Annotated in this window: 13 protein-coding genes; 1 reads left to right on the top strand and 12 read right to left on the bottom strand. The window is 38.8% G+C overall.

All coding sequences use genetic code 11. The features are described 5' to 3' along the window. Positions 1-8: 8 nt before the first annotated feature. The 7 genes from D7D54_RS08390 to D7D54_RS08360 all read right to left on the bottom strand — a co-directional run bounded on the left by D7D54_RS08390 (position 9) and on the right by D7D54_RS08360 (position 6,192). Positions 9-446, bottom strand: a complete 438-nt coding sequence (locus D7D54_RS08390) for a CoA-binding protein (RefSeq protein WP_120719221.1) — start codon at positions 444-446, stop codon at positions 9-11. 117 nt (positions 447-563) lie between these two features. After that, positions 564-1,532, bottom strand: coding sequence for a ribose-phosphate diphosphokinase (locus tag D7D54_RS08385; protein WP_020902250.1), 969 nt, complete (start codon positions 1,530-1,532; stop codon positions 564-566). A gap of 394 nt (positions 1,533-1,926) precedes the next feature. Beyond that, on the bottom strand, positions 1,927-3,279 hold the full coding sequence (locus D7D54_RS08380; RefSeq protein ID WP_120719220.1) for an ISLre2 family transposase: 1,353 nt from the start codon (positions 3,277-3,279) through the stop codon (positions 1,927-1,929). A 146-nt stretch (positions 3,280-3,425) separates the two neighbouring features. Next, entirely contained in the window at positions 3,426-4,265 is an 840-nt protein-coding gene (locus D7D54_RS08375; protein ID WP_120719219.1) for a Fic family protein, read from the bottom strand. A gap of 70 nt (positions 4,266-4,335) precedes the next feature. Beyond that, a complete protein-coding gene (locus D7D54_RS08370) occupies positions 4,336-4,587 on the bottom strand; it encodes a hypothetical protein (protein ID WP_084886579.1) in 252 nt (83 codons plus the stop codon). 102 nt (positions 4,588-4,689) lie between these two features. Further along, positions 4,690-5,487, bottom strand: a complete 798-nt coding sequence (locus D7D54_RS08365; RefSeq protein ID WP_049478274.1) for a ParA family protein — start codon at positions 5,485-5,487, stop codon at positions 4,690-4,692. A 120-nt stretch (positions 5,488-5,607) separates the two neighbouring features. Beyond that, the gene (locus D7D54_RS08360; protein ID WP_120719218.1) at positions 5,608-6,192 is read right to left on the bottom strand and encodes a recombinase family protein; all 585 of its coding nucleotides are present in this window, start codon (positions 6,190-6,192) and stop codon (positions 5,608-5,610) included. A 173-nt stretch (positions 6,193-6,365) separates the two neighbouring features. Between D7D54_RS08360 and D7D54_RS08355 the strand changes: the two genes are divergently transcribed. After that, positions 6,366-6,680 (top strand): hypothetical protein, encoded by a 315-nt coding sequence (locus D7D54_RS08355; RefSeq protein WP_049550026.1) that lies wholly within the window; start codon positions 6,366-6,368, stop codon positions 6,678-6,680. Positions 6,681-6,704: 24 nt separating this feature from the next. On the opposite strand, the gene D7D54_RS08350 is transcribed toward D7D54_RS08355, so the two are convergent. From D7D54_RS08350 to D7D54_RS08330, 5 genes are all read right to left on the bottom strand, one after another. Next, complete coding sequence (locus D7D54_RS08350) at positions 6,705-8,333, bottom strand: helical hairpin domain-containing protein (protein WP_120719217.1); 1,629 nt, start codon at positions 8,331-8,333, stop codon at positions 6,705-6,707. Positions 8,334-8,339: 6 nt separating this feature from the next. Beyond that, positions 8,340-8,714 (bottom strand): plasmid mobilization protein, encoded by a 375-nt coding sequence (locus tag D7D54_RS08345; protein WP_120719216.1) that lies wholly within the window; start codon positions 8,712-8,714, stop codon positions 8,340-8,342. 203 nt (positions 8,715-8,917) lie between these two features. Next, positions 8,918-9,178: a transcriptional regulator gene (locus D7D54_RS08340; RefSeq protein WP_120719215.1), complete on the bottom strand. Its 261-nt coding sequence runs from the start codon at positions 9,176-9,178 to the stop codon at positions 8,918-8,920. Between the two features lie 65 nt (positions 9,179-9,243). Then, on the bottom strand, positions 9,244-12,468 hold the full coding sequence (locus D7D54_RS08335) for a PBECR4 domain-containing protein (RefSeq protein WP_120719214.1): 3,225 nt from the start codon (positions 12,466-12,468) through the stop codon (positions 9,244-9,246). Then, positions 12,455-12,814 (bottom strand): hypothetical protein, encoded by a 360-nt coding sequence (locus D7D54_RS08330; protein ID WP_020902572.1) that lies wholly within the window; start codon positions 12,812-12,814, stop codon positions 12,455-12,457. Before D7D54_RS08330 ends, D7D54_RS08335 begins: the two co-directional genes overlap by 14 nt. Between the last annotated feature and the right edge of the window lie 28 nt (positions 12,815-12,842).

Raw genomic sequence — 12,842 nt, 5'->3', positions numbered from 1 at the left:
CCTTTTTCTTATGCTTCCTCAATCAAACGTGTATGTTCTCTCTTGATGCAACGATTCATCACGATGTCATCACATCCACCAGCACGCAAGATTTCTTCCGCTTCTAGACTTTCAAGTCCTAGCTGTGCCCAAAAAATCTTGGCATCAGCCTTGAGAAAATCACGCGCCACATCTGGCAAAAACTCACTGCGACGGTAAACATTGACAATATCTACAGGAAAAGGAATCTCTGCTAGGCTAGCATAAGCCTTTTCACCCAAGATATCGCCACCTGCCGCCTTGGGATTGACTGGGATGATTTTATAACCCCGAGCCTGCATTTCCTTGGTCACTCGATTGCTAGTTGTTTCCTCACGATCTGACAACCCCACCACAGCAAGTGTTTTACTCGTTGCTAAATACTGACGAATCACGCCATCACTTGGATTGATAAATTCTTGACTCATAGAAATCCTCCTTTTTCATCAGTATAGCACATTTTGAAAAGGCTTGCAGATTTTGGCTACAAAAAAGCTCCCAGCAGTTCACTTCTGCTAGGAGCATGTTCCATTTTAAGTGAAAACTTAAATCTTTTTCTCAATACTGAAAAGTGGAGAAAGTGGGCGTTTTTCATGGATACGTACGATAGCATCCCCTAGGAGATGAGCGATTGAGATCTGCTCAATCTTATCGATCAAACGTTCTTCTGGCAGATAGATGGTATCCAAAACAACCAATTTCTTAATAGCTGATTTTTGGATATTGTCCATAGCAGGACCAGAAAGAACTGGGTGCGTACAGCTCGCATAGACTTCGATGGCACCAGCTTCTGCAAGGGCATCTGCCGCGTGACAAATCGTTCCAGCCGTATCAATCATATCATCAATCAAGATACAAGTCTTGCCTTCGACCTTACCGATGATATTCATGACTTCACTAGTATTCATCTTATCAACGCTACGACGTTTGTCAATGATAGCAATAGGTGTTTTCAAAAATTCTGCTAACTTACGGGCACGAGTCACCCCTCCATGGTCTGGGCTGACAACCACATAGTCAGAACCAACCATGCCACGACGCTCAAAATAATCCGCAATCAGAGGAGCTCCCATCAAGTGATCCACAGGAATATCAAAGAATCCTTGAATCTGCGCAGCATGCAAGTCGATGGTCAATAAACGATCCACTCCAGCTACTTCAAGCATATTTGCGACAAGTTTTGAAGTGATGGGCTCACGCGCTCTAGCCTTTCTATCCTGACGTGCATACCCATAGTAAGGCATGACAACATTGACAGATTCTGCACTCGCACGCTTCAAAGCATCTACCATAATCAAAATTTCAAGCAGATTGTCATTTACAGGTGAACTAGTTGATTGTAGGATAAAGACGTGTTTCCCACGGATTGATTCTTCAATGTTGACCTGAATCTCTCCATCTGAAAATTGGCGAACACTTGATTTCCCCAACTCTATCCCAATCTCCTGCGCCACACGTTCTGCCAATTCTTTATTAGAAGAAAGGGCAAACAGCTTTAAATCAGAAAAAGACATGATTTCCTCCGGTATATATGTATCGCTTGTGCTTTTCACAAGATTTTTCCATCTACCATTGTAGCGTTTTTTGCACTATTTTTCAATCAAAAATGAGTGTGTCTGTTTTTGGGAGAAAATGAAAAATCACCAAGAGAACGGAAATCAAGACCGAAACTTTCAACTTTTTCCTGCTTCAGTCTTGATTTATTGTTCTTTTGATGATACAATAGCTTTAAACTGATTGAACAAGGAACGGTTGTTTAATCGGTGGGCGTTTGAGTGTTACTAGCACTCAGCGCCTTTTGTTCGTGTTTTTTCTATAAGTCCATTATACCACTTTGGGAGGAGAATGCAAGCATTTTCCTAAACTTTTTTTCTAAAATGCTTGACAAATCATGGTTTCATATGATTTTCAATCCCTTTCATCGGTAAGAGCTCCCCAATACTTCGGTTTTCGGTTTGAGCGATTTACCTGTGGTAGTGTATAATCTGATTTTTGAGTATGTTGAAAGTGACCAGGATAATTTTTTTCCTGGCCTTTTATTGTTTGGTAGGATTTCCTCCACTCTCCGAAAAAGAGGTCTCTCAATTCTCCTGTATGGTTTAAAAGAATGGTTTGGCTCATAGTATCAGCGCCTTTCTCACTCCAATACATACCTCTATTTTTCATTCGATACGTCACTTTGCGATGCTGAGATTCCATGATACCAATACCCTTGCTACTGAGTCCAAAGCTCTCAGGATGATCAGTATATTTAAAGTTTTTCAGAAGTTGTCTTTTGAAGCGTTGAAAAGACTCTAATTTTTTGTCTGATTTAATCAAAGATTCAGCCGTATCAAGTACCGTTTCTAGTAAACCCTTATCTCGGCTCTTGACCGCTTTAAAGGCTTGTTTGGTCAGCTCTAAAGGAAAAGTACGTAAATTCTTTTTCAGGGATTGATTCACGTGAAAAGCATCCCAAAAGTGCAAATGCTCTTTAGGCCTAAAAGCACTAACTAAGTCCTTAAAGTCCGTAGGAGAATAGCCTTTACCACCATCAGAATTAGTCACAATGACCGTTTCGGGAGTAATTTCAAAATGCCTAGTCAACAAATCCATTAGTCTATCTTTGGCTTTATGACAGCGTGTAGAGATAACTTCTATCTTGTCTTTTAAGATATTCCTCTTCCCCTTCTTGCTTCCAGTATGGACGACAAAATGACTTAACTCAATAGACTTCTTTTTCCTGTCAGGCATTGCCTGTTTGACCCAAACCCCATCACCTTCAATATAGACTTTCTTTGCTCTCACTTTGTCCTGGTTATCTTCAGACCAGTCTGAAGCTGATAAGGAGTCGTACTCCTCTTTTTCAGCTAGGAGTTCACCTGCCACGTCTAAAGCGTGCTGAACTGTATTCTTGGTGATATAGATTTCCTTTAACATTTCCATCACCGATACAACTTTACGATAGGGCATAAAATTAGCAAGCTTGGTCACCTGGTAAAGTAGCTCCTGAGAAAACCTCGACCTTGGTTCTAGTCCTAGCTTTTCATCAACAGGGATTCGGATGGTGTCATCTTTCTTCCATCTGCTACGTGAAAAGGTCATTTCTCCAAAAGAAAAAATAACTGTCCGCTCTTTTTGATTGATTCTTTTGTACCCCTGCGCTCGCATACTAGGGGCAATGAATTTTTCATAGTTTTCAATCATCTTCAGAAAAGCCCGTTGATTATTTTGGTTCAACTGCCTTGAAAATTCTCTTTCGTCTAACACGGTTATATCCATTTTTGTCACCTCAATCTTCGCTACCGCCTATTATACCCCAAAAACAAGACAAGAAGAAAGACCTCTCCAAACGGAAGGGTCTATATTTTTATAGTGATTTTAATATTGGTTTATATCATGATTTTAATAGTGATTAAAATCAATATCTAAAGTGATAAACCTTGGTCTTTTTGGTTCTTTGGAGCGGATGCAGTTGGCAAAATCTCTTGATACATTTTCTTCAGAGATAGCTCATGTTGACCACCTAACAATAGATTTTCAAAAAATCTATCCAGGTATTCAGGATTTTTCTTCAGCAATTTTGCATTGTCCAAAACTAGGGCATCCCTGAAGTAACGTGCATTCTCTTTGAACGGGCTATTATCAACTTCAAAGCCTAGTGAACGTAGGTACTTAATCATGAAGACCGTAACAGTTCGGGTGTTGCCCTCTCCAAACGGATGGATTTGCCAAATTCCCGATACAAACTTTTTCAAGTGCTTGACCATTTCTTCAGGTGTCTTCCCTCGATAGTCAAATTGTGACTCCTGGTCAAAATCATAGGTTAAGCTAGCCGAGATAGTTTGATAATGATCATAGATAACGCTATCTCCCTCTAAAATCGGCTCTTTTTTAGTGATGTTATAATGGCGATATTCTCCTAAAGGGATACCTTGGCTTAGAACGCCAAAGAATAGCTCTTTATGGATTGATTTTAGAGTGGTTGGGGCAAACTTGAAGGCGTTGCTTGATAACAGCTCTACGATCCTTAAAGAGACAATATCAGCTTCTTTCGTGCTATCATCGGTCTCTTCATGGTATTTGGTAATTTGGTCATAAATTTGTTGATACTCAATCTTACCTTCAATCTGCTCTTTAGCCAATTCAACCATATAGCGTGATGGCTCAAGACCGTCTACTTGCTGAAGACCAAAGCCAGTCTGCCATAAGTCAAGTTTAGTCTGATAGGAAAGGTTGGGGTTATCAATTTCATAGGTTGGTTGCATAGGTCACCTGCGTAAATAATATTTATAGATATTTTTATCATGATTTTAATAATGATAAAAATATTGACGGTTATTCTTCAGAACTCTCAATATAACTCTCAATCCAATCATCAAGGAAAGTTGATGCTCCGCTATATCCTGCTTGCTCCGCAATCCTATCTAACTTTTCTCGATTTTGGGGCTTCAAGGTGAACTGATAAGGATGTTTGGTCTTCCCTGATGGACGACCTGCTCTTCGCCCTTGTGATTTTGCCTTAGGGACTGACGGTAGTGTCTCGCCTAACGCTTTACTAATTTTGTCCTTTTTGATTTCAAAAGCCATTGCATACCTCTTTTTAAATAGTGATTTATATCATGATTTTAATAGTGATAAAAATAGTGATAAAAATATTGATTAAAATCATGGTTTTTATATTGATTGATATCAGGAGTTATCCGAAACGGTCTGAATTTGGATCAGTGTTTCTTCCAAAGCTGAAAAGAAAGCCTTGTGTTCGTTTCGTGATGTTTGGTCAGCCATGATGTCAATAACAGTATTGTCTTTTGATGCACGATTAAACAATTCCTTTTGAGGAATTTGACCAACAACATTGTCATCATTTTCAAGGACAGATAACAACTCTTTCGATTTTGCCGTATTATGCTTTATCATGTTAGGCAAAAAGTAGAGTTTAGCAGTAATTAGAGACTCACGGCTTGGACGTACAATTTCTGTTTTTCTGTACTCGTCAAGACGGACTTCAAGATTTTGTTTCGCTTCAAAAGCAAAATCGCTTGGCGTAATAGGACTGAAAAGAGCATGACTAACAGCGATAGCATTTCTTGTAGCAATCCCGAAGTCAGGTCTGCAATCTAAAATCACATAGTCGTACTGTGCCAGGTTCTTTGCTTCCAGGTTCTCACCTAGCCAGTCATACAGAAACATATTCTGATTAGGATTGGTTTCAAGTCTTCTTTCAGCTTCATCTAGTCTCATAGAACCTGCAATTAAATCAATGTTAGGCGCAACCGATAAAATGTTCACGTCTCCTGAACCAGTAAAGACATTGGCAACCGTTCCTGAATCCTCGTAAACGTCATAAAAGTGTGTTAGGTTACTTTGATGGTCTAGGTCAATAAATAAAACTCTATGATCTTTACTAGCTAAATACTGACCAGTTAGAAGAGCTAAAGTGGTTTTACCGACTCCACCCTTGATGGCAACAAAACTAAGTAATTTCATTTGTTTTTTCTCCCTCCATTTTCTATACTTCTATTATAATATAAATCATGATAAAAATCAATATAAAAATCATGATTTTAATCAATATTTTTATCACTATTAAAATCATGATATAAATCACTATCTTTTTATCTGATATTTTTCACGGTAGCGCCTAAATGTTCGCTCGTTTATGCCTGTTAAGCCTGCCACGTCTTTATCAGACTTTCCTGAAAGGTAAAGCTCGAAGGCGTGTTTTAGTCTGCTATCGTCTTCAGTAAAGAGTGCCTTTCTGCCCTGGTATTTGCCCTGAGTTTTTGCAATAGCTATCCCTTGGGCTTGACGTTCCTTGATACGTTCCCTTTCAGCTTGTGCCTGGTACTTGTAAAGCTCTAAAATTAAGTTGTTTAGAAGCCGTCTCAAGTTATCATCTTCAATCCCTCGAAGGGTTGGAAGGTTTAACACTTCCAAGGTAGCCCCTTTAGTTTGTATCTGATTCATGATTTCAGTTAGCTCCTGGTTATTTCTTCCAAGTCGTTCTAGCTCTGTCACAACGACTATATCCCCTTCACGGATATAGTCAAGCATGGCTTTTAACTGTGGGCGGTCTTTGCTGACACCGCTGATAGACTCTTGAAAGAGTTTGTCAATATGCTTCAGTTGATCCAGTTGTCTATCCATATTTTGGTCAGTCGTGCTGACCCTTGCATATCCAATTTTTACCATTTTTCTCCTTTCTATTTTGCCTAACCCTATTGTCCGCCCCCTCATCCCTTTAAAATCAAGAAAACGGTAAGCGGTCAATAGGCTATACTTTATTGTCCTTATTAAATTTCAATTTTGAAATATGTTTTTGATTATTATATAATTACCTTATACTACAAACAAAGGAGTCAACCATGTCTCAAAAAGAAACATTCCAATCCAATCTTGCTGAAATTGATGAAATCATTATTAAATGCGAAAAGAACGGAAACAAAGAATTTGCAGATAAGATAAAAGAAAAACTTAACAACATTTTCAGGAGCTATGCATCTGAGGTTTACTTTGATGATGGTCTTGATACCATTTATTCCAACTATGATGTCAGCAAAGTCTTTAATCTCGCCAAAGCACTATATTCAGGAAATGAAGTTCAACAAGAATATAGCTATGCTGTATTTAGAGAGATTGCAAAACTTTATAACGATATAGATACAAATTTACCTAAGTAGTTTTCAGATGAAAACTACTTTTCTTTATTTCTCTAGCTCTTCTTTTTGTGTTTCAGCTTGTCTTCTTGCTTGAGCGTTTTTCTCAAGGCGTTCATACTGAGTAAAGTCTTTAACAATACTGTCAAATTTTTCCTTCAGGGCTTTTCGCTCGATGGAGACCTCGACCACCTGCTTTTCAATTTCTTTAGGATTGACTGAAGGTGAAATGTTCAATTCTTCCAAAATTTGATAAGCTACTTTGGCATCAATCGGGTTGTCTGCGTGAATATCTTCAAGCGCTGAAGCAATTTTATTGAGTCGCTCGACCTTCTCATCCAATCTATCAAGTGACTCTTGTGTTTCTTCAATCTGTCCCAGGAAGCGGTCATGTAACTCATGGAATTGGTCTGAATCAGATATCCCGTGACTAACCAGGTAATTATATTCTTTGACCAACAAATCCAACTTAGAAATGTTAGGGTTCTTGGTTAAGATATATTCTCCGCTTTCGTGGGCAAGTTGATTGATAAGCGTTGACCCTTTCATGAATTTATTGCTTGCCGAATTGTCAGGATTGATGAAATAGAAAAAATCTGACTTCTTGATAAAAACATCAAAACTTCCATCCTCTTGTCTATCAACAAGGCGACTAGGGATTTTGACTGTACCTTTGTTGGCAATACCGTATTGCATTTGAAGATAGATACCTGTGTCCGTCTCATGCTCGACCTGCCACGGTTCAATCTTGACCCGTATTTCAAAATCTTCTGCCTTCTCAGCTTGTAACTTGTCATACTCACTCTTGATACTTTCCAACGGATAGACAATTTCATTTTTAGCAAGGCGCTCCTCAATCTGTTCTAAAGAGTACCGTCCCTTTTTAGATAAAGTTCTGTCACGGGTATTTCGTTTTTGGTCTTTATCCAATAATTTATACTTGACATATTTCCCCGTAAAATCAACTGCAAGATTTAACGCCTTTGCCTTTTCTTGAAAATCTGAAAGGTTGGTTGAATGCTTCAGGAGAAACTCAAGCCGTGATTTAATTTCTAACTTGAAAACATTTTCTTTTTGGTAAGCTGAATATTCTTTGTGACCGAATTGATTTTGACGGTCAAGAATTTTTGCACCTGCCAGGTCTGCATACTTGTCAGAAATCTGTTCAAGGGCTTTCTTTGTTCCTTTTTGCCATCTGAATTTATTGAGTGTGACCGAGTTAGTAGAATTGATATAAATGTGATTGTGAAGATGCCCCTTATCCATGTGAGTTGCAATGACAAATTGATGATTGCCACCTGTCAACTCAAGAGCTGTCTTCCGTCCTATCTCATGTACTTGCTCAGGTGTCAAATTGTCTTCTGGGGAGAAGGACTGAATGATATGGTGTGCCAAAACATCATTTTTTACCAACTCTTCATTATTGATTGGTCTTCCTTTTTCCAAATTGGCAAGTTGCTTCAACATCATAAATTCTGAATAAGCAGACTCAACATCAATCACCAAATTTCCTGAAACTAGCTGAGAGACTATCTGACCATCTACAACCTTTACAGGAAAGTTCAAATCAGAATCAATCAATTCTGTTCCAATAGTCTTAGCACCATCTTCAATATACTTGATACCATCAGCTAACTTGTTGACCGATTTTATCTGCTTAACTTTTGTAACAACCAAGTCAATTTACTCCCTTCTGTCTCTCATCATTTTTTCAATCATAGCCACTTCTTTATCAAAACTGTCATCCATCAACCGCTTAACTTCTGCAAGTGAAGCCTGCAAATTTTGAAAGTTTTCAAGTGTAATTTCTTCAGTTGTATTGACGTACTTTGCAAGCTGATTGATATTTGTACCAATACGATTTATCTCCGTTCTTAATTTTATCAGCTCCGAATAATCAACCGTGACAACCTCGCCTGTCAAAAGCATATAACGAGCGTAGGTGTTGAAATTTGAAAAATTATGATGCGCCATCCTCTGCTTAATAAGACCGTTTTCTTGAGGTGTCACTCGCATCTTTTTTTGAATTTGTCGGTATAATTTCTTTTCGTCACTCATTTTTTTCCTCTTTCAATTTACTTGACATCTGTTCCGTAGCCCTCTATACTTTTCAAACTGGCAAGCATAGCAAGGTGATATCACCTTGCGAAATTTAAAAGATTTTACCAATCCCAAATACTGGCAATTCTGCCAATTTGGGGTTGGTAAATCTTTCAAAGTTTTGGGGAAAATCCCCAAGCCCCTTAGTCGTCTTTCAGACCTTAGTTGACTTCAACTTGTTGAAGCAACTCCTCTTTTAAGGACTGGTAGTCCTCATCTGAAAGAGAGTCAAGATAGGAAATTGTTTCTTGATATTCTTCAGCTAAGTCAGAGTCAATGCTTTTGAGTTCGTCCGCATCTTCATCTAAAAGGGCGATGGCTTTTCTGCGCTTGGCTTCAATAAAGCTTTCATTTCTTGTGTACGTTCCATTCTCTAAATAGAACAAGTTGAGAAGTAATGTTGTTTCAATAGTGTCATTCATGTTTTAGTCCTCCGTTTGTTTTCTGCGACTCATAAAGCCTGCGGATAATTGAGCGACAAGGTCTTTTACAGGCTCATCTCGTTGTCGCTCTTCTGCTCTTTTTTTGGAGCATCTTTCGCCTGCTCTTTCTTTTTAGTGTCAACCGCTTTTTCTTTAGATTGGTTTTTCAAGCGGTCAAGTTTTTCTTGAAAGGCATCCTTGGTCAGTTCTTTAGTTTGATACTTTTCAAGGGTTTTATCAATTCTTGAAATCAAACTATCTGCTTCTTTTTGTACAATTTTAATTTGACCTTCTAGGTCAGATAGTCCATTAGGGTCATCTGTCCATGTTGCCAAATAGCCAAAACTGTACTCACTTGTATCTAGCCCATAATGACTAGCGACCACAAAAGCAACTGACTCAGCTTGTAATTCTGCGGTACTTCTTTTAAGAGGAGTTTCTTGTAATTTCTCCATATTGTGTAGATCAGAATGTGCCATTTCATGAAAGATTGTTTTTAGTGTTTGTTGCTCAGACATCCCTTGCTTAATCACAATTTCATTGTTGTTTACGGAATAAAAACCGTTAGAGCCTTTGGTGTCTTTGCTAAATGAAAGGGGAACACCATTAGCTTCAGATACCTCTTTAGCTGACTTGTAAAGATTGCCATAATCTTCATAAGTCCCCTCAAGTTCATAGACTGGTTTGGGTAATTCTTTTCCATTTGTCTGTGAGACATCAAAGACTGGGACAAGTTTGAAAGACATGAATGTTTGTTCATTCCCATTCTCATCTAAGAGTGGTTCATTAGTTTTAGGGTCTCGTCTTTTTAGAGTTATAGGGGCAAAAATCCGTAATGACTTTTCTCCCTTATTGACACTTCTCTCAAATTCATCCTTCCACTTTTTGAAGGATGCCACGTGAGAAGCTTCAGGGTTTTGCATTAAAATCAACTGAATATTTCTCGGTGAGTAATTGTGAAATTTACTCATTGTGGTCAAGTATTGTTTGTAAGTGTCAGACTGAAAATAGTCTTTAACGCCATCCTTCAAAAGTTGAGAAAGCCCCTTACTGTCTTTTGCCTGAATCAGTTCAGCAACGCTTTTTTGTGGTTCAGGTGAAGGTTGATTTTGATTATTTGGATGATTGCTGTCAATCGGGTTTGACCCATAACTGACCTCTTCCTGGTCTGACTTTCCGTCACCGTCTGTGTCAGCATTAAAAGGACTTGTCCCTTGAGCTTTTTCAACTTCATCAGGAATACCATCACCATCTGAATCACGTTCAAGCTCTTCTTTTCGTGCTTCCGCTTGTTTTTTCTCTTCATCTTCTCTGAGAATTTGCTCAAAGCGATTTCTAAAATTTGGTTCATTATTGTCTGCCATAGCTAGACCTCCATTTTGTAAATTTGGTTCATCTTTAAAGGGTTCAAAATCTTTATTTTGTCGCAATATATCAAGCATTGCTTGTCCATTATCTTTAACAAATTCAGGATTGATTGACATTGTTTTGATGCTGTCGTCTTTCTCAACAAAGACCCCTAATATCGTTTTTTCTTGATTTAAAGTATCCAGTTCAATGTTGAGCGTTCGGCTAGGCTTCAGCAATGTTGCAGGGAAGGTTGAGTTATCATCCGTCCGAAAAGCTAAAAGAATATCTTTATCGTCTGAACGAATAGCACTTGAAACATCTAACCGCCCCATCTTCTCAACGGAAGATAAATCATCAAAGACAAAAGAATCTGACTCAAAGATTTCAGGGAGCATAGGGAGTAATTTTGCCTTATCTCTAAAGCCAACCCCAACTGTTAAATTTGCAAAATCGCCTTTTCCTGAAGCTACGTCTTCAATGAATTGCTCTGATAAATTTTCAGCCCACTCATGATAAACAGGAGCAATCCCTGTCAAGTGCATCCAATGCCTTTTTTCAAAATCCACCTGAAGCATCTGAACGTCTTCTTTATCCTGGTAAAAATACGTGACCTTACTATCAGCCAACTCATTAAGATACCAGTCAGCCGATTTTTGAAATTCTTCAGCGTAACGATTGAGATACCTCAAATCTTTATCAGTCGCATAATGATAGCCATTTCTAAGCCCAACACTTGACTCTTTTGACCTATCAATGTTAAAATATAATTGAACATTGGCAGGAAAATCAGGTTGAGTCTTTGACTCTTCAGGCTGTGGTGCTGTCCTTGAAGGTTCGCCTTCTAAATAACCGGAATTGCGATTGATTAGTTCGCCCCCAATGTTATTAAGTGGCTCTTGACTTCGGTCAAGGGCTTTTTCTTTGCTCTCCTTCAGGTAATCATTCCAGTCCATCTTGTCCTGACTTTCCAATCTCGGGGGGAGATCTGGAGTCAATCCAATTTCTTTATTGGTCAACCGCTCAATAAAGGCGTGACCTGCTTCATCATTATCAACTGCAAGGGTAATTAAGCCCTGGTGCTTTCCATCCTTAAAAAAAGTGCTTAATTTAGCTGTTTTAGCGAGGAAGGAAGATTTTTTCTCCTGGTCAACCTCATCATCAAGTTCACCAACTTCAGACAAGAGTTCTGCCACGTGACGACTCACCGTTGATTCTTTTAAGCCATCCATCGCAACCAGGCGGACATCTTCAAGACTATCCTTGTGAAGCTCATAATAGCTCATCAAATCAATAGGAGCTTCCGCAAAGACTAATCGTTTAGGTGTTCCAATATCAACGTGCATTCCCGTCATACCATCAGAAGCCCTCATAATCTGTTTTAAGCGCCCTCTCTCGTAAAGGTCATGATTTTCCTTAATACCTTGAAGAGAAGCACCTATAACCTCTCCTTGGTTGTCTAAACTCTTGAAAACAATGACAGGTTCATAGTAGTCCCCTGTCTTTTTAGTGGCTTGTGATAAGACGTTTTTTTCTACGAAAAAATCGATCGTCTCATCAGACAAGCCCCTGACATCCTTCAGATATTCCCTGGCTTCTATGAACTTAGTTTCATAAGGCTCAAGGTAATAGCTGAAGGGTTCTTTTTCAGGAACTTTGGTCACATCGACCACGTCAAAACTACCTTTTTCCAAGAAGTGTTTTGCTTGCTTAAAAGAAAGCTTCTCCCCTGTCAATTCTTCCTGAACGACTTGAACCATTTTAATCACATCACCGCCATTGCTACGGGCAAACCAATTGAAATAGTTTTCCCTAACATTGATAGTGAAAGAGTCATGTTCTTCCCAAGTGTAAGTATAGCTTCCTGTTCGCTGTAAACTCATGCCCAGGCTTTCTGCCACTTTTAGAATTGACAGGGCTTTGAGTTCTTCAATACTCGCCATCTATCCTGCTCCTTACCTCTATTTCTTCCTGAAGCAAGCTATCAATATTAGCTTTTAAGTAAATCAGCTTTTCCTTAGAAGGTTCAATCTCCTCAACTTCAAGCACTCCTCTATACCGTTTAGGGTAGCTAAAAAGCTGTGTAGAGACTGCTTGAAAATCTTCAACGTCTAACGTCTTAATCAAGATGCTGACAAAGTCATTTAAGACCTCCCCCTGGTTGCTCTTTCCAGTCACTTGATGCTCAAGTGCAAACTGTTTGAGTGCTTCCGCCATCGTTGGCATCTCAACGACTGAAAAGAGGGTATCAAAGTAACCTATCCCCCTCATATTAGTTGTTTGTGTCATGTTTTCCTCCTTTTCCTCAAAATACAAA

Origin of the sequence: Streptococcus chosunensis, from assembly GCF_003626515.1 — a bacterium.
GTDB classification, from domain to species: Bacteria; Bacillota; Bacilli; order Lactobacillales; family Streptococcaceae; genus Streptococcus; species Streptococcus chosunensis.
Note: the sequence above shows the minus strand (reverse complement) of the source record. Positions and strands in the feature narration are given on the sequence as shown.